We start from the raw sequence: 19,969 nt of genomic DNA on the forward strand, positions 1-19,969 counted from the left end.
CTATCGACCAGGGTTAGTGCGGCTGGCCCCACTGCGCCGCGCGCTCGCGGACCAGGTCGCGCATGAACTGGTCGAGATCGGCCAGGCGGCGGTCCATCTCGGCCACCGGCACGCCGTTCCAGACCGCATGGTCATAGGCCGAGCGCGCCTCGCGCAGGCTTTCGCCCGCCTGGTAGCGCTCGGTTATGTAGAGGGTCTCCAGGAGCTTGGTCGGGCGGTCGATCTTCTCGTGCTTCATCGACCAGTAGCTGACCATGTACTCGGTCAGGATCCCATCGTCCGAGGTACTTACCATCGTCCGTCTCCCTTTACGCTGGAGCGGAAATAGGAAGACCGGACGATGGTTCCAGAGGCGCGTCCGTCTATTTCCCGCCCGCGTAGTCCTTGATCAGGGCGTAGAGGAAATCGCGGCCGTCATAGAGTGACTTGACCCGCATGCGTTCGTTCAGGCCGTGGATGCCGTCGCCGTCCGAGCTGCTGAAAAGGCCCGAGACGCCATAGGTCGGGATGCCGCCGGCATTGGTGTGGACACCGTCGGTGGCGCCGGTCAGCAGGATCGGCACGACCGGCACGCCGGGCCACAGCTTCGCGGCTTGCTTCTCGATCGGGCCCATGATCGCCGGGGTCAGGGGCGGGGGCGGCGATACGGGGTTTGGCTCGTGCGCCAGGGTCACGGTGACCGGCGCGCCGGCCAGTTCCGCCAGTTTTGCTTTGACCTCTTCTACCGGCGTGCCTGGCAGGATGCGGCAGTTGACGTTGGCGGTGGCGCGCTGGGGCAGGGCGTTGGGCGCGTGGCCGGCGCTGACCATGGTGGCCACGCAGGTAGTGCGCAGCATCGAGTTCCACATCGGGTCGGCCGTGACCGTCTTGAGCGCCGCCGGGTCATTGATATCGGCCACCAGGGCTTTCATCGCCGTCGCCTGCTCGGGCGAGACGCGCGCCTGCATCTTGGTGAAATAGCCGCGCGTGGCGTCGTTGAAGCGCGGCGGGAAGCCATAGGCGCCGATCCGGTCCAGCGCCGCCGACAACTGATAGATGGCGTTGGCCGGCACGGGGCGGCTGGAGTGGCCGCCGGGATTGGTCACGGTCAGGGTGAAGTCCTGATAGACCTTCTCGCCGCCCTGCACCTCCAGCACGACTGGCTTGTCGTGCTCGTCCAGCAGCCCGTCGGCGCCCTCGTTCAGGGCGAACTCGGCGTCGACCAGCGGACGGTGGTTCTTCACCAGGTCCTCGATGCCGTTATAGGCCTCGCTCTCCTCGCCGCAGGTCAGGGCCATCTTGATGTCGCGCTTGGGCTTGAAGCCCGCCTGCTTCAGGCGGACCAGGCTGTCGACCCAGATGGCCGCCTGGGCCTTGTCGTCCGACGTGCCGCGTCCGAAGAAGTAGCCGTTCTCCTCGACCAGCTTGAACGGGTCGCGCGTCCAGTCGGCGCGGTTGGCCTCGACCACGTCGATGTGGGCCAGAAGCAGCATCGGCCTGGATTTCGGATCGGTCCCGTGGAGGATCGCGACGAGAGAGCCCTCCTTGGGGTGGCCGTCGGCGACCACCACCTTGACGTCGGGCTCGGGAAAGCCCGCCGCCTTCAGCCGCGCGCCCATGGCCTCGGCGGCGGCGGTGCAGCTGCCGACCGACAGGGTGGTGTTGATCTCGACCAGCTCCTTGTAGAGGTCGCGGAAGGCCAGTTGGTCCGGGCGGACGGTCTTGGGGGGCTCGGCCGTCTGCGCCGCCGCGCCGGTCGCGAGGGCCATCAAGGCGCCAGCCGTCATCCACACCGCCCGTTTCATCCGTACTCTCCCCAATGAAGCTTGGGCGCGAGGAGAGCTTGCCGATGTCGGTCGCGCAAGGGGCGTCGTTTACCGCTCATTAGCAATACAGGGGCTTTTCCTCGCGGGCGGATCAGACGATGTTGCGAGAACACATGATGAACGCCATTCGTATTCTCGGACTTGATCCAGGCCTCCGCCGCACCGGCTGGGGCGTCGTCAGCGTGCTCGGCTCGCGGGTGACGCACGTGGCCCACGGCGTCATCGCGCCCGACGAGAAGGCCGCCTTTTCCGATCGCCTGCTCTGCCTGTTCGACGGGATTTGCGCGGTGATCGAGCAGTACGCGCCCGACGAGGCGGCGGTCGAGGAGACCTTCGTCAACACCAACGCCCAGTCGACGCTGAAGCTGGGCCACGCTCGCGCCGCCGCCATGATCGCCCCGGCTCGCGCCGGCCTGCTGGTGGCGGAATATTCCAACGCCATGGTCAAGAAGGCGGTGGTCGGGACCGGCGGCGCCGACAAGGCCCAGATCGCCTTCATGATCGCCCGCCTGCTGCCGACCGCCGGCTCGCCGACGGCCGACGCCGCCGACGCCCTGGCGGTCGCCATCGCCCACGCCCACGCCCGCACCGCCCGGAGGGTGGCATGATCGCCAGAACGCTATGATTGGAAGACTGCGCGGCGCCGTCGCCGAGGTCGGCGAGGAAGAGGCCCTGATCGACGTCATGGGCGTCGGCTATGTCGTCCGCTGCGGCCACCGCACGCTGCAGCGCCTGCCAGCGCTGGGCGACGAGACGCTGCTGCACATCGAGAGCCAGTGGAGCGAGAGCGCGGGTCTGCGACTCTACGGTTTCGCCACGCGCGAGGACCGCAAGGCCTTCGTGCTGCTGCAGGCGATCCAGGGCGTGGGTCCCAAGGCCGCCATGGCCGTGCTGGACGTGCTGTCGCCGGCCGAGCTGGCCTCGGCGGTTGCGCGCGAGGACAAGGCCGCCGTCGGCCGCGCCAATGGCGTGGGCCCTAAACTGGCCTTGCGCATCGTCACCGAACTGAAGGACAAGCCGATCACCGACGGGCCCGTGCTGATGGCCGCGCCGAGCTCGGCCGCGTCGCCGTCCGCTCCCGCCAAGCCGGCGCCCACGGGCGACGCGGTCGCCGCCCTGATGGGGCTGGGCGTGGCCGAGGTGAACGCCCGCCGCGTGGTGGAGGCCGCCGCTGACCGCCTCGGCGAGGAGGCCACGGTCCAGGCGCTGATCAAGGCCGGCCTGCAGGAGCTCGGGCGATGACTCGCGTCATCTCCGGCGAGCCCCAGCACGGCGACCTGGCGCCCGCCGATCGCGCCCTGCGGCCCCAGACCCTTGCCGAGTTCGTCGGCCAGGAGCAGGCCAAGGGCAATCTGCGCATCTTCATCGAGGCGGCCAAGGGGCGGGGCGAGTCTCTGGATCACGTGCTGCTGTTCGGTCCGCCGGGGCTGGGCAAGACCACCCTGGCTCAGATCGTCGCCCGCGAGCTGGGCGTGAACTTCCGCGCCACCTCCGGCCCGGTGCTGAACAAGCCCGGCGACCTGGCGGCGATCCTGACCAATCTCGAGCCCAACGACGTCCTGTTCATCGACGAGATCCATCGCCTGTCCTCGAACGTCGAGGAAATCCTCTATCCGGCCATGGAGGACCACGTGCTGGACCTGGTGATCGGCGAGGGGCCCTCGGCGCGCTCGATCCGCATCGACCTGGCGCCGTTCACCCTGGTGGCCGCCACCACGCGGGCCGGCATGCTGGCCACGCCGTTGCGCGACCGGTTCGGCATCCCGATCCGGCTGGAGTTCTACACCCCGGCCGAACTGCGCCACGTGCTGCTGCACGCCGCCCGCAAGATGGGCGCGCCGCTGTCCGACGACGGGGCCGACGAGATCGCCAAGCGCGCCCGCGGCACCCGCGCGTCGCTGGCCGCCTGCTGCGTCGGGTGCGGGACTTCGCCACCGCCGACGGCGCGACCGTCATCGACCGCAAGGCCGCCGGCCTGGCCTTGGCGCGTCTGGAAGTGGACGAGGTCGGTCTCGACAGCCTGGACCGCCGCTACCTGCGGGCCATGATCGAGCACTATGGCGGCGGCCCGGTGGGCGTGGAGACCATCGCCTACGCCATCGCCGAGGCCCGCGACGCCGTCGAGGACGTCATCGAGCCCTATCTGATGCAGCAGGGTTTCATCCAGCGCACCCCGCGCGGCCGCATGGCGTGCGGCAAGGCCTATCTGCATCTGGGCCTGACCCCGCCCGCCGCCCCGCCAGGAACGGCGCAGGGAGGGTTGTTCGACGAGTAGGCACACACACTTGCAATATCGCCAGCGATATCCATAATTCTCTATTATGCGTGTGGTGCTCGACACGTCCGCGATGGTCGCAGCGATCCGAAGCAATCTCGGTGCTTCCAATCGGCTCCTCGCGGCGGCCTTGGAGCGGCGGATGAGTTTGCTGGTCTCGACGCCGTTGTTGCTGGAGTACGAGGCGGTCATGACACGACCGGAACACCTGGTCGCCTCTGGCCTCGATGCGGAGGAGATTGGCGTCCTGCTTGACACGGTTGCCGCGACCGCCGAGCCGGTGCGTCTAGCGTTTCTTTGGCGTCCCGCCTTGCGGGATCCCGATGACGACATGGTGCTGGAGACCGCCGCGAACGGCCAAGCCGACGCCATCGTGACGTTCAATAGGCGAGACTTCGAGCCGGTCGCCAGGCGTTTTGGCTTGGCGCTATGGTCGCCGGGCGAGGCCTTGCAACGATTGGAGGCGGTACGATGAGGAAGAGCAATTTTGCCTTGCGCCTGCAGCCGGCGCTTCTGGATGAAGCCCGTAAGCTTGCCGAGGCCGAAGGCGTGGCCTTGAACCAGTTGATCAATGTCGCGGTGGCGGAGAAGCTTTCGGCCCTGCGGACCGAAGCCTATTTCGCCGAGCGCGCCGCACGGGCCAACGTGCCCAAGGCTCTGGAGATCCTGGGACGCGCCGGAGCGGGCAAGGCTCCGGTCAAGGGTGACGAACGCTGAGCATGACGACCCCGCCCGAACCCACAGCTGGCGTGTTCTCCGGCCGCGAGCACCAGCTGCCCGTGCGGATCTATTACGAGGACACCGACTTCTCGGGGATCGTCTATCACGCCAACTATCTGCGCTATCTGGAGCGGGGGCGCAGCGACTTCTTCCGGCTGGTGGGTATCTCGCACACCGAACTGGCCGAGCAGGACACCGCCTTCGCCATTATCCACATGACGCTGGACTTCAAGCGCTCGGCGCGGGTCGATGACGCCCTGGTGGTGCGCACGACCTACGACCGGGTGAAGGGCCCGCGACTCTATGTGACCCAGAGGATCACGCGCGGCGACGATGTCGTGCTGGAGGCGAAGGGCGAGGCGGTGTGCATCAGCCTGAGCGGCCGTCCGCGCCGTCCGACCGCCGAAATGCTGGCCCAGCTTTCGCCCTGGCTGGCCGAGCAGCCGGGCGCCTGACAGGAAAGCGCGGGCTTTTTTCGGATCCCTCTAGGTTCGTCATAGTTTCACCCAAGCGCCGCTTCATGCCATACGGCGCTTATCCTCTGTTCTGATCAGACGCCCCAACGGAGCCATATCCCGCATGGACGCCTCGGCCGCCGCCCCCAATTTCTCGTTCTTCGCGCTGTTCATGCAGGCCGACTGGGTCGTCAAGGGCGTGATGATCGGCCTGATCCTGGCCTCGCTGGGCTCCTGGGCCGTGATTCTGGACAAGCTGTTCCGCTTCACCACCCTGAACCGCGCCGCCGACCGCTTCGAGGAGCAGGTCACGGGCGGACGGTCGCTGGAAGACGTCGCGGGCGAGGCCGGCGCCAATCCGCCCCACGCCCTGCCGCGCATGCTGCAGGCGGCGCTGAAGGAATGGCGCGACGCCAAGGCCAAGGGCGCGATGAGCGAGAATCAGGCCGCCTTCCTGGTCGCCCGCATCGACCGGATCCTGGACAACCAGATCGCCCGCGAGACCAGCAAGGTCGAGGAAGGCCTGGGCAGCCTGGCCATCGTCGCCACCGCCAGCCCGTTCATCGGCCTGTTCGGCACGGTCTGGGGCATCATGCATGCCTTCCAGAACATCGCCCTGTCGAAGAACACCTCGCTGGCCGTCGTCGCCCCGTCGATCGCCGAGGCCCTGTTCGCCACGGCCGTGGGCCTGATCGCCGCCATCCCGGCCTATATCGCCTACAACAAGTTCTCGACCGACGCGGGCAAGTACGCCGGCCGCCTGGAAGGCTTCGCCGACGACCTGTCGACCGCGATCCAGCGTCGCCTGTCGGAACGGGTCTGATCCCATGTCGATGTCGTCGAGCGACGCCTTCGCCACCAACAGCGGCCGCGGCCGCGGCCGCCGCCGTCGCGGCCGCCGTTCGCGCGGGGCCCTGTCCGAGATCAACGTCACGCCGCTGGTCGACGTGATGCTGGTGCTGCTGATCATCTTCATGATCAGCGCTCCGCTGCTGACCGCCGGCGTGCCGCTGGAGCTGCCCAAGACCGAGGCGGCCGCCCTGCAGAACCAGGACGAGCCGATCACCGTCTCGATCAACCGCGAGGGCAAGATCTTCGTCGGCGAGACCGAGATCCCGTTCGAGAACCTGGCGCCGCGCATCAGCGCGATCGCCGGCGACGGCTATGACAAGCCACTGTTCGTCCGCGCCGACGGCGGGGCGACCTACGCGGTCGTCGCCCAGGTGATGGCGGGGCTGTCGAACGCCGGGTTCAACAAGATCAACCTGATCACCGAGACGGGCGGTCCGTCGTCGGGCGCCCCCTCTTCCAGCGCCGCGCCGCGCGACGCCCAGCCGGAGGGCGCGGGCGGCTCGCGGCCGGCCCAATAGGCGCGGGCATGAGCGCCCGCCGCGAACATCAGGTCTCCCCGGCGCTGCTGGGCTCGATCGCGCTGCACGGCGTCGTGGCGGCGCTGATCGCGTTCGGCCTGCCTTGGAAGTCGTCCAAGCCGATCACCATTGGCGAGTCGGTGCCGGTGACCATCGTCACCAACGGTCCGACCAATGTCCGCCCGGCCGAGGAAGCCCCGGTCGAGCAGACGGCCCAGACGCCGGATCCGACGCCCGAGGCCACGCCGCAGCCGCCGGCCCCGACTCCGGCCCCGACGCCAACCCCGGCCCCCGCGCCGCCGCCCAAGCCGACGCCGGTCCCCAAGCCCGCGCCGACCCCGACGCCGGCCAAGCCGACGCCGCAGAAGAAGAACGACAACGACTTCTTCGCCTCGCTGGAAGCCTCGATCGCCAAGACCAAGAAGGCGACGGGCAAGCCGACGGCCAACGCCCCCAAGGGGCCGGCGCGCGCGGAGACCTCGGTCTCGGCCCGTCCGGCCATGGGCGCGGCCACGGGTCTTTCCGCCGCGGCGCTCGGCCGTCTGCAGGGCGAGGTGCAGGATCGCTGGAACCCCAACTGCGAGGTCGAGGGCGGGGCCAACGTCAATGTCCGCGTGGTGTTCGTGATCGGCCCCGGCGGACGAGTCGTCGGCCAGCCGGAGTCGCCGGGCACGTCCTCGCCCGACCCCGTCGTCAAGGCGGCCTCGGACCGCGCCATCCGCGCGCTGTTCGCCGCCTCGCCGTTCGCCTACCTGCCGTCCGACCTGTACGGTCAGAAAATCGCCCTCAACTTCAACGCAAAACAGGCCTGTTCGCGTTGATGTCGGGATCGAAGGAGAAGGAAACCCGGATGCGCCTGAAAGCCCCAAAGGGTGTGCGAGTTCTGCTGATGGCCGCCGTCGTGCTGCTGGGCGGCGCGGCGTTCGCCGCTCCGGCCGCCGCGCAGATCGAGGTCGATATCAACGCCGGCGCCGTCAAGCCGCTGCCGATCGCCATTCCCGCCTTCTCGGGCGCCACGCGCGGCGCCGAGATCTCGCAGGTCATCTCGGGCAATCTGGAGCGCTCGGGCCTGTTCCAGCCGCTGAACGTCGCGGGCGTCGCCGACAAGCTGCAGGACGTCAACGTCCAGCCGCGCTTTCCCGACTGGCAGGCGACCGGGGCCCAGGCCCTGATCAACGGCCAGGTCACGGTCGGCGCCGACGGCGGCCTGCGGGTCGACTTCCGCCTGTGGGACGTGTTCAGCCAGCAGCAGCTGCTGGGCCTGCAATTCTCCTCGACGCCGGACAACTGGCGTCGGGTGGCCCACAAGATCAGCGACGCCGTCTACGAGCGCCTGACGGGCGAAAAGGGCTATTTCGACACCCGCGTGGCCTTCGTCGCCGAGAGCGGCCCCAAGCTCTCCCGCGTCAAGCGCCTGGCGATCATGGACCAGGACGGCGCCAACCCGCAGTACCTGACCGACGGCTCGTACATCGTGATGACGCCGCGCTTCTCGTCGACCAGCCAGGAACTGACCTACATGGCCCTGCGGCCGACGGGGTCGTCGATCTACCTGCTGAATCTGGAGACGGGCCGCCAGGAGACGATCGGCAAGTTCCCGGGCATGGTGTTCGCGCCGCGCTTCTCGCCGGACGGCAGCAAGGTGGCGTTCTCGGTCGAGAAGGCTGGCAACAGCGACATCTACATGATGGACCTGCGCAGCCGGTCCTCGAACCGCATCACCACCGACCCGGCCATCGACACCTCGCCGTCGTTCTCGCCGGACGGGACCAAGATCGCCTTCAACTCCGACCGCGGCGGTCAGGCCCAGCTCTACGTGATGAACACCGACGGCTCGGGCGTGCGCCGCATCTCGTACGGCGGCGGCCGCTACACGACCCCGGTCTGGAGCCCGCGCGGCGACTTCATCGCCTTCACCAAGCAGACCGGGGGCGAGTTCCACATCGGCGTCATGCGTCCCGACGGCAGCGACGAGCGCCTGCTGACCACCAGCTATCTGGACGAGGGCCCGACCTGGGCCCCCAACGGCCGCGTGCTGATGTTCTTCCGCGAGGGCTCCAGCGGCAATCCCAAGCTCTGGACGGTGGACATCACCGGCCGGATCCTGCGGCCGGCGGCCTATAGCGGCGCGGGGTCCGACCCGGCCTGGTCGCCCCTGCTGGACTGATTGACGCGAAGGCCTGGCAACCTGAGCCTTGCGTGAGCGTTCTTGCCCAGACGACGGCGCCGCCAGCGTGGTGGCGCCGCAAGTGCATCCGCGTGATCTGACGAGCATCTGACATCATTGTGAGGATTGGTCAGACATTTGTAGGGTCCATTCCAGGCGTTGCGCAGGTATGGATCAGGTCCAGAGTTCGTAGATTTCCGTAGATTGAGGAGAAACTGGATGAGCTTCGACACCCAGCGCGCCATTAGACTGGCGCTCGTCGGCGTGGCCGCCGCCTCGCTCGCCGCTTGCGCTTCGCGTCCGAAGCCCCAGCCTGTCGCGCCGGCCGCCCCGGAACCGCCGCCGGCCGCGCCGAGCACGCCCTACACCCCGCCGCCGGCCCCGCCGGTTTCGAGCGGCGTGCTGCCGGGCTCGGTGCAGGACTTCGTCGTCAATGTCGGCGACCGAGTCTATTTCGACACTGACGAATACTCGGTGCGCGCCGACGCCCAGCCGGTCCTGGCCGGTCAGGCCCAGTGGCTGAACCGCTACCCGGCGGTGAAGGTTCGCATCGAAGGCAACGCCGACGAACGCGGCACCCGCGAATACAACCTGGCCCTGGGCGCTCGCCGTTCCAACGCCATCCGCGACTTCCTGATCGGTCAGGGCGTGGCCGCGGCCCGCATCGAGACGATCTCGTTCGGCAAGGAGAAGCCGATCGATCCGGGCACGACCGAGGAGGCCTGGGCCAAGAACCGTAACGGCCACACGGCCATCACGGACGGCGCCCGCTAATCTCGCGCTACAACGGGGCGGCCCTGCGAACGCAAGGCCGCCCTAGTTTTGTCTAGTCCCTATCGGTAGATCACGGTCATGAAGCTGAAATCCGCCCTGCTCGCCGTCCTGTTCGCTTCCAGCGCCGCCGTGGCGATGGCCCAGACCCCGTTGCCGGAAGCCGATCCGTTGGACGACCGTTCGGCCAAGCGCGTCGAGCGCATGGAGAAGGTGGTCCGCGAGCTGCGCGCGATCGTCTTCCAAGGCCGCGACACCGGCAAGCCGGTGGTGGTGCAGCCGGCCGAGACCGATGCCCAGATCGCCGCCCTCAACGACCGGGTCACCGACCTGGAGCAGACGCTGACCAAGCTGAACGGCCAGAACGAGGCCGCCAATTTCGAGTTGACCAAGGCCAACCGGGCCGCAGCCGACCAGAAGGCGCGCGCGGACTCGCTGGAGCAGCGTCTGGCCGCCCTGGAAAAGACCGTGGCGGATCTGCAGGCCGCCGGCGCCGCCCAGGTCGCCGCGCCGTTGGCCGGCGGGACGCCGCCGCCGCCCGCGCCGCCAGCCGACCCGGCGGTGGCCTTCAAGCAAGCCAAGGACCTGCTGCTGGCCGGCGACTACGCCAACGCCGAGCAGGCCTTCTCGGCCTATGTCAACAACTACCCCGACGACGCCAAGACGCCCGAGGCGCGCTACTGGTGGGGCGAGACGCTGTTCGTGCGCGAGTCCTATGCCGACGCCGCCAGCGCCTATATCGGCGCGATCCGCGGCTGGCCGAAGACCAGCTGGGGCCCCGACGCCACCCTGAAGCTGGCCCGCTCGATGGTGGCGCTGAAGAAGACCACCGAGGCTTGCCGTACTCTGGACGAGCTGCCCAAGCGCTATCCCAAGGCGCCGGCCCAGGTCACCTCCCGGGCGGCCTCGACCCGCGTCGCGGCCAAGTGTTCCTAGATCCGGTCCGGGCCGTCCTCGACCGGCGGCTCGACCCGACCTCCGCCGCCCCGCTGGCCGTTGGCTTTTCGGGGGGCGGTGATTCCCTCTTCCTGTTGAAGGCGGCCGTGGACTGGGCGCGGCCACGCGGCCGGCCGGTGCTGGCCCTGGTCGTGGATCACGGCTTGCAGTCGGGCAGCGACCGCTGGACCACCGACGCCGTCGCCAAGGCGCGGACGCTGGGCGCGGAGGCGCGCGCCCTGACCTGGACCGGCGACAAGCCGACCACCGGCCTCCCCGCCGCCGCCCGCCGCGCCCGTCACGCTCTGATGGCCCAGGCCACCCGCGCGGCCGGGGCCAAGGTCCTGCTGCTGGGTCACACCGCCACGGATCTGGCCGAGGGCGTGGCCATGCGGGCCGAGGGCTCGACGGTCCCGGATCCGCGTGCGTGGTCGCCGTCGCCGGTCTGGCCCGAGGGACGAGACGTCTTCCTGCTGCGGCCGTTGCTGTCGCTGACCCGCGAGGCGATCCGCCAGGCCCTGGCCGCCGAGGGCGAGACCTGGCTGGACGACCCCGCCAACGCCGACCTCCGCTACGCCCGGGCGCGAGCCCGTGCGGCCGGGGCGGGCGAGATCCCGTCGCCCGAGACGCCTTGCCTGGCGCCGCCGGTCTTCTCCGTCGACGCCGCCGGAGTCATCCGCTTGCCGCGCGACGTCGCCGCCGCGCATCTGGCCGCCGCCCTGCTGTGCGCCGCCGGAACCGAGCGGCCGCCGCGCGGGGAGCGGCTCGAACGCCTGGTCCAGCGCCTAAGGTCCGGCGAGGCCTTCGCCGCCACCCTGTCGGGCGCGCGGGTCGAGGCTGGGCTGGATGTGCTGGTCTGTCGCGACGCCGGCGAGACCGCGCGGGGCGGTCTTTCGTCGCTGGCGTTGGCGTCCGGCGAAACCGGCGTCTGGGACGGACGTTGGGAGATCACCGCGGGCGACGCGCCGCTGACCATCATGGCGTTGAAGGGCGCGCCGCGGGCTTGTCCCCGGACCAGCGCTTACGGCTGACGGGGGTTGCGGCCCCCGCGCGCCCGGCCTCGCCGCTGGTTTCGCGACAAGGCGTCGCTCCGGTCACGCCCGTGCTTGACGGCTCGGACCTTGCAGTTGAAGGAGGAGCGCGCGCGCGCTTGCTCGTTCCGGATCGTTTCAGGGCCGCGATCGGCCTTTGTGACCAAGAATCCGTGACCTGATGTCACGTGCATGGCGTAAGCGCTCGCGACCCCTTATCTTGGTGGGTCGAGACCTATCGTTGGGAAGACGAAGCGTATGAATTTCCGGAACCTGGCCATCTGGCTGGTGATCATCGCGGTGTTGGCGGGCGTCTTCGTCGTCAGCCAGAACCAGCGCACGCGCAATGGCGGCGAGATCAGCTATTCGCAGCTCCTCAAGGACGTCGACGCCGGCAAGGTCAAGTCGGCCGAAATCGCAGGCCAGACGGTCGTCGCCAAGACGGCCGACAACAAGGTGCTGACGGTCAACGCGCCCATGAACTCGGACGAGCTGGTCAACCGCATGGTGGCCAAGAACGCCGACGTGAAGTTCAAGAGCGGCTCGATCAGCTTCCTGGCCATCCTGGTCCAGCTGCTGCCGATCCTGCTGGTCGTGGGCGTGTGGCTGTTCTTCATGCGTCAGATGCAGGGCGGAGCGAAGGGCGCCATGGGCTTCGGCAAGTCCAAGGCCCGCCTGCTGACCGAGAACAAGAACCGCATCACGTTTGAAGACGTCGCGGGCGTCGACGAGGCCAAGGAAGAACTGCAGGAGGTCGTCGACTTCCTGAAGGATCCGGCCAAGTTCCAGCGCCTGGGTGGCAAGATCCCCAAGGGCGCCCTGCTGGTCGGCCCTCCCGGCACCGGTAAGACCCTGATCGCGCGCGCCGTCGCGGGCGAGGCGGGCGTGCCGTTCTTCACCATCTCGGGTTCGGACTTCGTCGAAATGTTCGTCGGCGTCGGCGCCAGCCGCGTCCGCGACATGTTCGAGCAGGCCAAGAAGAACGCCCCCTGCATCATCTTCATCGACGAAATCGACGCCGTCGGTCGCCATCGCGGCGCCGGCCTGGGCGGCGGCAACGACGAGCGCGAGCAGACCCTCAACCAGCTGCTGGTCGAGATGGACGGCTTTGAGGCCAATGAAGGCATCATCCTGATCGCCGCCACCAACCGTCCCGACGTGCTGGACCCCGCGCTGCTGCGTCCGGGCCGCTTCGACCGTCAGGTCGTGGTGCCGAACCCCGACGTCGCCGGCCGCGAGAAGATCATCCGCGTGCACATGAAGAACGTGCCGCTGGCGGCCGATGTCGACGTCAAGACGCTGGCCCGCGGCACCCCGGGCTTCTCGGGCGCCGACCTGGCCAACCTGGTCAACGAGGCCGCCCTGACGGCCGCCCGCAAAAACCGTCGCATGGTCACGATGCACGACTTCGAGCACGCCAAGGACAAGGTCATGATGGGCGCCGAGCGCCGCTCGATGGCCATGAGCGACGCCGAGAAGAAGCTGACCGCCTATCATGAGGGCGGCCACGCCCTGGTGGCCCTTCGGGTTCCGGTCGCCGATCCGGTCCACAAGGCCACGATCGTGCCGCGCGGCCGCGCCCTTGGCATGGTCATGCAGCTGCCCGAGGGCGACCGCTACTCGATGAGCTACGACATGATGACCTCGCGCCTGGCCATCATGATGGCCGGCCGTGTGGCCGAGGAGCTGATCTTCGGCAAGGAGAAGATCACCTCGGGCGCGTCCAGCGACATCAGCGCCGCCACCAGCCTGGCTCGCAACATGGTCACCCGCTGGGGCTTCTCCGACCAGCTGGGCACCGTGGCCTATGGCGATAACCAGGACGAGGTGTTCCTGGGTCACTCGGTCGCCCGCACCCAGAACGTCTCGCCCGAGACGATGATCACCATCGACGCCGAAGTGCGTCGCCTGGTGAAGGGCGGTGAGGACGAGGCTCGCCGGATCCTGACCGAGGAGCTGGACCACCTGCACTCGGTGGCCAAGGCCTTGCTGGAATACGAGACCCTCTCGGGTGACGAGATCATCGGCGTGATGAAGGGCGAGCTGCCCAAGCGCGACGAGGAAGAGACCAAGGAAACGATCGCGGCGCCCTCCCTGGTGCCGCTCTCTCCGGGCGCCGGCGCTAGCGTCACGGCCTAGAAACTCCGCATTCAAAGGATCAAGCCGGCTCGCGAGAGCCGGCTTTTTTCTTGGTGGGAACTCTAGTGGCGATCGCGACTTTCCCCAAGCTGGACGGGCAACCCCGAAGCGGGTCGATCGTTCAAGCTTGGCTGAATGCGCGGGTCTGGGGGCTCTGCTATTGGAAACCATGACCACCGCCGACGAGTCTTCGGGCTCGCATCCCAAATCGCTTTCCATCCCCGCGTTCCTGATGGGCGGCGGGGAGATGGGCGCGGTTGTGGCGGCGCGGGACTGGTCCGACACGGCGCTCGGCGCGCCGGAGGCATGGCCGTCGGCGTTGAAGGTGGCCATTGGCATGACCCTGGCCTCGCCGATCTCCTCCTTCCTGGCCTGGGGAACGGATGGCGCGCTGCTGTTCAACGACGCGGCCCGCGCCCTGCTCGGCGCCGACACCGCGCCTGGCGCGCGGTTCGCCGACGTCTTTCCGATCGCCCCTGGCCTGCCGATGCTGGCCCGCGCCCAGGCGGGCGAGAGCGTCGTGCGCGAATATGTCGGCTTCACCCGCGCCAGCGGCGAGGCGGCTTGGTGCAATCTGATGTTCTCGCCGGTGCGTGACGAGACCGGCGCGGTCGCCGGGGTTCACGTGCTGTGCAACGACATCACCGAGCGCGTCCGCCGCGAGCAGGCTCACCACGAGGACGAGCGTCGCTATCGCGCCCTGTTCGAGTCGATGGACGAGGGCTTCTGCGTCATCGAATTCTTCGACGGTCCCCACGGGCCGCTCAGCGACTACGTCCACGTCATGGCCAACGCCGCCTATGAGCGCCATGCCGGCATTCCGAACGTCGTCGGCCAGAAGCTGCGCGAGATGGTGCCCGACGAGGCCGACGCCTGGGTGGCGCGCTACGGCGCGGTGCTGCGAACGGGCCAGTCGATCCGCTTCGAGCAGGAACTGGTGGCCACTGGCCGGCATCTGGCGCTGTCGTCGTTCCGCATCGAGCCGCCCGAGCTGCGCCAGGTCGCCGTGCTGTTCCAAGACGTCACCGCCCGCAAGCAGGCCGAGGCCGAGCTGAGGCTGCTGAACGAGACGCTCGAGGCTCGGGTCACCCAGGCCCTGGCCGAGCGCCGCCTGCTGGCCGACATCGTCGAGGGCACGAACATCTTCGTCCAGGTCGCCGACATGGAGCTAAACTGGCTGGCCATCAATGGCGCGTCGGCCGGTGAGTTCGAGCGGATCTTCGGTGTGCGCCCCCAGGTGGGCGATAACATGAGGGCGCTGCTGGCCGATCAACCCGAGCACATGGCGGCCGTGCTGGCGGTCTGGGAGCGAGCGCTTTCGGGCGAATCTTTCGTCGAGGTTGAGGAATTTGGCGATCCCCTGCGGGAACGGCGTTTCTACGAGATGCGCTTCCACCCGCTGTACGACGCCGAGGGCCAGCAGATCGGCGCCTATCAGTTCGTCTACGACGTCACCGAGCGCCTGGCCGAGCAGGAGCGTCTCTTGGAGACGGAAGAGGCTCTGCGCCAGGCCCAGAAGATGGAGGCCGTCGGTCAGCTGACGGGCGGACTGGCCCACGACTTCAACAACCTTCTGGCCGGCATTTCGGGTTCGTTCGAGATGATCGGCGCCCGGCTGGCCCAGGGGCGCTCGGCCGATGTCGAACGCTATCTGGCGGCCGGCCAGGGCGCGGCGCGGCGGGCGGCGGCCTTGACCCATCGCCTGCTGGCCTTCTCGCGTCGCCAGACCCTGGCGCCCAAGTCCCTGGTCATCAACCGGCTGATGGCCGACTTCGTCGAACTGGTGCGCCGTACGGTCGGCCCGGGCGTCCAGGTCGAGAACATCGCCGCTGCGGGTCTTTGGCCAACCCTGGTCGACGCCAACCAGCTGGAAAACGCGCTTCTCAACCTGTGCATCAACGCCCGCGACGCCATGCCGAACGGCGGCACGGTGACCATCGAGACTGGGAATCGCTGGCTGGACGCCCGCACCGCCCGCGACCATGGCCTGGAGCCGGGGCAGTACGTCTCGGTCTGCGTCAGCGACACCGGCACGGGCATCGACAAGGCGACGCTGGAGCGGGTGTTCGATCCGTTCTTCACCACCAAGCCGATCGGCCAGGGCACCGGCTTGGGCCTGTCGATGGTCTACGGCTTCGCGCGGCAGTCCAACGGCCACGTGCGGATCTATTCGGAGGTCGGGCAGGGGACCATGGTCTGCCTCTATCTGCCTCGCTATCTGGGTGAGGAGGAGGTCGAGGCGCCCGATCACGTTCTGGGCCCGGCCCCGATCAAGGCGGACAAGACCGTGCTGGTGGTCGATGACGAGCCCACCGTGCGGATGCTGGTCGTCGACGCCCTGGCCGAGCTGGGCTACGCGTGCCTGGAGGCCCAGGACGGCTCGACCGGCCTGCGGATTCTGCAGTCGAACGGCGACGTCGACCTGCTGATCACCGATGTCGGCCTTCCGGGCGGGTTGAATGGCCGCCAGGTGGCCGACGCCGCCCGCGCGCTGAGGCCCGAGCTGAAGGTGCTGTTCATCACCGGCTACGCCGAGAACGCCGTGCTGAACCACGGCCACATCGAGCACGGCATGGAGGTGCTGACCAAGCCCTTCGCGGTTAGCGACCTGGCCGGCCGGGTCGACCGGATGCTGCGCGAGGGCTAGAAGCCGGGGATGTCCCAGGTCCAGCGCCGCCCCAAGGTGATGGGGATCGTCAATGTCACGCCCGACAGCTTCTCGGACGGCGGTCAGTTCGTGTCGACAGCCGACGGGATCGAGCACGCGCGCCGGCTGATCGCCCAGGGCGCCGACATCCTGGACATCGGCGGCGAGAGCACCCGGCCAGGCGCGGCCCAGGTCTCGGAATTCGACGAGATCCTGCGCGTGGTCCCGCTGATCGAGGCGATCCGCGCGGTCAGCGACATTCCGATCTCGATCGACACCATGAAGCCCGGCGTGGCCCGTGCGGCGGTTAAGGCCGGGGCGACGATCTGGAACGACGTGGCGGCCCTGCGCTTCTCGCCTCAGGCGCCCGAGGTCGCGGCCGAGCTGGGCTGCGAGGTCGTGCTGATGCACATGCTGGGCCAGCCGGGGACCATGCAGGACGCCCCGCGCTACGACGACGTCGTGGCCGAGGTCGAGGCGTTCCTACTTGCCAGGGCCTTCACGGCCATGGCTGCCGGCGTGGCCAAGGAAAGGATCTGGCTGGACCCGGGCATCGGCTTCGGCAAGACGGTGGCGCACAATCTGGCTCTGCTGGCCGCTCTGCCCCGGTTCGTGGCGCTCGGCTATCCGATCCTGCTCGGGGCCAGCCGCAAGCGCTTCATCGCCGGGGTGGATCTCTCCGCCGGCGAGGCGACGGATCGGCTGGGCGGCTCGCTGGCCGCGCATCTGCAAGGCGGAGTTGCGGGCGTGGCGGCGGTTCGCGTTCACGATGTTCGCGAGACGGTCCAGGCGCTGGACGTACAAGCCGCGATTTTAGGCGCCTGAGCCAAACCCTTGTCGTGTCACCATTATGTGCGGTTGCGCGCGTTTCTGGGTTGAATTTGCTTGCCAGTCTCGCTTGCGAGGTGGAGAATCAGTGCGTTTAGATGTCCGGGTCAGTTTTTCGAAAGCGTTTAACGATGCCCCCGCGCCATGCCCTCATCATCGAAGACGAGATCCTGATCGCCATCGAGATCGAGGCGCTGCTGAAGTCGCAAGGCTTCACCAGCGTCGCCATCGCCGAAAGCCCCACGGACGCCTTGGACAGCGCCCTGAAACGCAAGCCGGACCTGATCACCGCCGACTACCGCATCGTCGACGGCACTGGTGTCGAGGCGGTGAAGATGATCATGGCTCACCTCGGGCCCATACCGGTCGTCTATATCACCGGCAACGCCACGGCGCTGGACGAGCAGGGCGGCCTCATCGTCCAGAAGCCGATCCGGCCCTACATCCTGGCCGGCGCCTGGCAGAACGCCCTTCAGCCGGCCTAGTCGGCCTCTCCCCTTCGCTCCGATTCCCGCCTAAACACCGGGAATGTCCAGCACCTCCAAAGGCCGTGTCCTCGTCATCGCCGGATCCGATTCCGGTGGCGGCGCGGGGATTCAGGCCGACATCAAGACCATCACCGCCCTGGGCGGCTACGCGGCCACCGCCATCACCGCCGTCACCGTGCAGAACACCCTGGGCGTCACCGGCGTCCATCCGATCCCGCTCGAGGTGATCGCCGCCCAGGCTCGGGCGGTGCTGGACGACATCGGCGCCGACGCGCTCAAGACCGGCATGCTGGGCGACGCGGCCGTGGTCGAGACCGTGGCCGCCGCCATCGATCATGCCGGCAAGATCCCGGCGGTCGTCGACCCGGTGATGATCGCCAAGGGCGGCGCGCCTCTGTTGGCGGAAGCCGCGATCGGCGCGGTCAAGAGCCTGATGATTCCGCGCGCGGCCCTGCTGACCCCCAATGCGCCCGAGGCCGCCGCCCTGACGGGCGTGGCGGTCGAGACCACCGATGACCTGCGGCGCGCCGGCGAGGCCCTGCTGGCCATGGGCGCCCAGGCGGTGCTGATGAAGGGCGGGCATGTGGCCGGTGACCGTGTCGTCGATGTCCTGATGACCGCCGACGGCGAGACCACCTTCGAGGGCGAGCGGATCGAGACCCGCCATACCCACGGCACCGGCTGCACGCTGGCCTCGGCCTGCGCCACGGGACTGGCCCAGGGCCTGTCTCTGGAGGAAGCCGTCGCTCGCGCCTGGAACTATGTCCACGAGGCGATGCTGCGCGCCCCGGGCTTCGGCGCGGGCCATGGTCCCCTCGACCATGGCTGGACCCTGCGCGCATGACCAACACGCTCGAAACCCGCCTGATCGAGATCGTTCGCGCCACGCCCACGACCTGGGCGGTGCTCGAAACAGTCCGCGACCTGGATCTGCCCGACTGGATGATCTTCTCGGGCGCGGTCTATCAGCCGGTCTGGAACCACCTGACCGGTCGCGACCTGACCTACGGCATCAAGGACTACGACGTCGCCTATCATGACGACAGCGACACCTCGTATGAGGCCGAGGACGTCGTCATCCAGCGCGTGGCGGCCGCCTTCGAGCCGCCGCTGCGCGATCTCGTCGAGGTCCGCAACCAGGCCCGCGTCCATCTCTGGTTCGAGAAGAAGTTCGGCGCCGACGAGCCCTATCCGCCGCTGGAGGACAGCGCCGCGGCCCTGAAGCGCTTCGTGGCCACGGCCTTCTGCGTCGGGGTGCGGTTGGAGAAGGACGATAGCCTGAACGTCTGGGCGCCGTTCGGCCTGGAGGACCTTTTCGACCTGCGCCTGCGGCCCAACCCGCTGCGGGTGAAGGGGGCGGGCGGCTGGGCGCGCACGACCGGCTCGGCAAAGGCCCGCTGGCCCGAGATCTCGATCGAGCCCTGATTGTAACGGGGACAATATAGGCTTTGCACCCGACGCGGCGGGCGCATAACAGCGATGACCATTGGACTTTCGGGGAGCTTCCCATGCGCCAGTGGACCATCGACGCCTTCGCCAGCGGCCCGTTCAAGGGCAATCCGGCCTGTGTGCTCGAACCCTTCGACACCTGGCCCTCGGACGCCTGGATGCAGGCGCTCGCCGCCGAGAACAACCAGGCCGAGACGGCCTATCTGCTGAGGACCGCCGATCCGGCCCGCTTCGGCCTGCGCTGGTTCACGCCGACGCGGGAAGCGCCGCTGTGCGGCCACGCCACCCTGGCGGCCGCCCACGCGCTGTTCGTCGAAATGGGCGCGGATGTTCCCCTGCTGACCTTCGACACCTTGTCGGGGCCTCTCACCGTGCGCCGGGACGGCGAGCGGCTGGAGATGGACTTTCCGGCCGATCCGCCGCGCCAGACCTCGGTTCCCGCGGGGCTGGCCGCCGCGCTGGGCGTCGAGCCGATCGAGATGTGGGCCGGCGCCTATCTGATCGCGGTGCTGAAGGACGAGGCGACGGTGCGCGCCCTCCAGCCGGACCTGGCGGCGCTGAAGGTCATCGCGGGCGAGGCCAAGGACGGGGCGGGCCAGACTGTCGTCGTGGCCCGGGCCGACGCCGGCCAGCCTTACCAGGTGGTCAGCCGCTTCTTCGCGCCGGCCGCCGGGATCCCGGAGGATCCCACCACGGGTTCGGCCCACTGCATCCTGATGCCGCTGTACGGCGACAAGCTGGGCGAGGGCGTCCTGAAGTTCCATCAGGCCTATCCCGGCCGGGGCGGGGACCTGGAATGCGAAAACCGCGGCGCGCGCGTTCTGTTGCGCGGCCGCGGCTTCACGGTGTTGGAGAGCCGGCTCCGGGTGGAGCCGGCTTAGAAGCTAG

At 68.7% G+C, this 19,969-nt stretch carries 20 protein-coding genes and 2 pseudogenes; 20 read left to right on the forward strand and 2 right to left on the reverse strand.

Going from position 1 to position 19,969, the window contains the following annotated elements:
• Positions 1-13: 13 nt before the first annotated feature.
• Together MZV50_RS04730 and MZV50_RS04735 are read right to left on the reverse strand one after the other, a co-directional pair.
• Entirely contained in the window at positions 14-295 is a 282-nt protein-coding gene (locus MZV50_RS04730; RefSeq protein ID WP_252633246.1) for a hypothetical protein, read from the reverse strand.
• Positions 296-362: 67 nt separating this feature from the next.
• Positions 363-1,784 carry a M20/M25/M40 family metallo-hydrolase gene (locus MZV50_RS04735; RefSeq protein ID WP_252633247.1) on the reverse strand — a complete coding sequence of 474 codons (1,422 nt, stop codon included), beginning with the start codon at positions 1,782-1,784 and terminating at the stop codon, positions 363-365.
• A 122-nt stretch (positions 1,785-1,906) separates the two neighbouring features.
• Here MZV50_RS04735 and ruvC point away from each other — a divergent pair, with 122 nt between their 5' ends.
• The 20 genes and pseudogenes from ruvC to MZV50_RS04835 all read left to right on the forward strand — a co-directional run bounded on the left by ruvC (position 1,907) and on the right by MZV50_RS04835 (position 19,962).
• The gene (ruvC, locus tag MZV50_RS04740; RefSeq protein WP_252635179.1) at positions 1,907-2,413 is read left to right on the forward strand and encodes a crossover junction endodeoxyribonuclease RuvC; all 507 of its coding nucleotides are present in this window, start codon (positions 1,907-1,909) and stop codon (positions 2,411-2,413) included.
• Positions 2,414-2,426: 13 nt separating this feature from the next.
• Positions 2,427-3,047 carry a Holliday junction branch migration protein RuvA gene (ruvA, locus tag MZV50_RS04745; RefSeq protein WP_252633248.1) on the forward strand — a complete coding sequence of 207 codons (621 nt, stop codon included), beginning with the start codon at positions 2,427-2,429 and terminating at the stop codon, positions 3,045-3,047.
• Positions 3,044-4,080: pseudogene (gene ruvB / locus MZV50_RS04750) on the forward strand (Holliday junction branch migration DNA helicase RuvB). Before ruvA ends, ruvB begins: the two are co-directional and overlap by 4 nt.
• Before the next feature lie 46 nt (positions 4,081-4,126).
• Complete coding sequence (locus tag MZV50_RS04755) at positions 4,127-4,555, forward strand: putative toxin-antitoxin system toxin component, PIN family (RefSeq protein WP_252633249.1); 429 nt, start codon at positions 4,127-4,129, stop codon at positions 4,553-4,555.
• Complete coding sequence (locus MZV50_RS04760; protein WP_252633250.1) at positions 4,552-4,797, forward strand: toxin-antitoxin system HicB family antitoxin; 246 nt, start codon at positions 4,552-4,554, stop codon at positions 4,795-4,797. The genes MZV50_RS04755 and MZV50_RS04760 overlap by 4 nt, the downstream gene beginning before the upstream one ends.
• 2 nt (positions 4,798-4,799) lie before the next feature.
• Entirely contained in the window at positions 4,800-5,255 is a 456-nt protein-coding gene (locus MZV50_RS04765) for a YbgC/FadM family acyl-CoA thioesterase (RefSeq protein WP_252633251.1), read from the forward strand.
• Between the two features lie 124 nt (positions 5,256-5,379).
• Positions 5,380-6,078, forward strand: coding sequence for a protein TolQ (tolQ, locus tag MZV50_RS04770; RefSeq protein ID WP_252633252.1), 699 nt, complete (start codon positions 5,380-5,382; stop codon positions 6,076-6,078).
• Positions 6,079-6,082: 4 nt separating this feature from the next.
• Positions 6,083-6,625 (forward strand): ExbD/TolR family protein, encoded by a 543-nt coding sequence (locus tag MZV50_RS04775; RefSeq protein WP_252633253.1) that lies wholly within the window; start codon positions 6,083-6,085, stop codon positions 6,623-6,625.
• Between the two features lie 8 nt (positions 6,626-6,633).
• A complete protein-coding gene (gene tolA, locus MZV50_RS04780) occupies positions 6,634-7,446 on the forward strand; it encodes a cell envelope integrity protein TolA (RefSeq protein WP_252633254.1) in 813 nt (270 codons plus the stop codon).
• A 29-nt stretch (positions 7,447-7,475) separates the two neighbouring features.
• Entirely contained in the window at positions 7,476-8,792 is a 1,317-nt protein-coding gene (gene tolB / locus MZV50_RS04785; RefSeq protein ID WP_252633255.1) for a Tol-Pal system beta propeller repeat protein TolB, read from the forward strand.
• Between the two features lie 204 nt (positions 8,793-8,996).
• On the forward strand, positions 8,997-9,566 hold the full coding sequence (gene pal, locus MZV50_RS04790) for a peptidoglycan-associated lipoprotein Pal (RefSeq protein WP_252633256.1): 570 nt from the start codon (positions 8,997-8,999) through the stop codon (positions 9,564-9,566).
• Positions 9,567-9,644: 78 nt separating this feature from the next.
• Positions 9,645-10,499, forward strand: coding sequence for a tol-pal system protein YbgF (ybgF, locus tag MZV50_RS04795; RefSeq protein WP_252633257.1), 855 nt, complete (start codon positions 9,645-9,647; stop codon positions 10,497-10,499).
• Positions 10,490-11,712, forward strand: a pseudogene (tilS, locus tag MZV50_RS04800) (tRNA lysidine(34) synthetase TilS). The gene ybgF and the pseudogene tilS overlap by 10 nt, the downstream one beginning before the upstream one ends.
• A gap of 76 nt (positions 11,713-11,788) precedes the next feature.
• Positions 11,789-13,669, forward strand: coding sequence for an ATP-dependent zinc metalloprotease FtsH (gene ftsH / locus MZV50_RS04805; protein WP_252633258.1), 1,881 nt, complete (start codon positions 11,789-11,791; stop codon positions 13,667-13,669).
• 169 nt (positions 13,670-13,838) lie between these two features.
• Positions 13,839-16,316 (forward strand): PAS domain-containing protein, encoded by a 2,478-nt coding sequence (locus tag MZV50_RS04810; RefSeq protein ID WP_252633260.1) that lies wholly within the window; start codon positions 13,839-13,841, stop codon positions 16,314-16,316.
• Positions 16,317-16,325: 9 nt separating this feature from the next.
• The gene (gene folP, locus MZV50_RS04815) at positions 16,326-17,141 is read left to right on the forward strand and encodes a dihydropteroate synthase (RefSeq protein ID WP_252633262.1); all 816 of its coding nucleotides are present in this window, start codon (positions 16,326-16,328) and stop codon (positions 17,139-17,141) included.
• A gap of 134 nt (positions 17,142-17,275) precedes the next feature.
• The gene (locus tag MZV50_RS04820) at positions 17,276-17,629 is read left to right on the forward strand and encodes a response regulator (RefSeq protein ID WP_252633263.1); all 354 of its coding nucleotides are present in this window, start codon (positions 17,276-17,278) and stop codon (positions 17,627-17,629) included.
• A gap of 43 nt (positions 17,630-17,672) precedes the next feature.
• Positions 17,673-18,476, forward strand: coding sequence for a bifunctional hydroxymethylpyrimidine kinase/phosphomethylpyrimidine kinase (gene thiD / locus MZV50_RS04825; RefSeq protein WP_252633265.1), 804 nt, complete (start codon positions 17,673-17,675; stop codon positions 18,474-18,476).
• Entirely contained in the window at positions 18,473-19,057 is a 585-nt protein-coding gene (locus MZV50_RS04830; protein WP_252633266.1) for a nucleotidyltransferase family protein, read from the forward strand. Before thiD ends, MZV50_RS04830 begins: the two co-directional genes overlap by 4 nt.
• An 83-nt stretch (positions 19,058-19,140) precedes the next feature.
• Complete coding sequence (locus tag MZV50_RS04835; RefSeq protein ID WP_252633267.1) at positions 19,141-19,962, forward strand: PhzF family phenazine biosynthesis protein; 822 nt, start codon at positions 19,141-19,143, stop codon at positions 19,960-19,962.
• The last annotated feature ends 7 nt before the right edge of the window (positions 19,963-19,969 follow it).

This window comes from Caulobacter segnis, assembly GCF_023935105.1.
In the GTDB taxonomy this organism is placed as follows: Bacteria; Pseudomonadota; Alphaproteobacteria; order Caulobacterales; family Caulobacteraceae; genus Caulobacter; species Caulobacter segnis_B.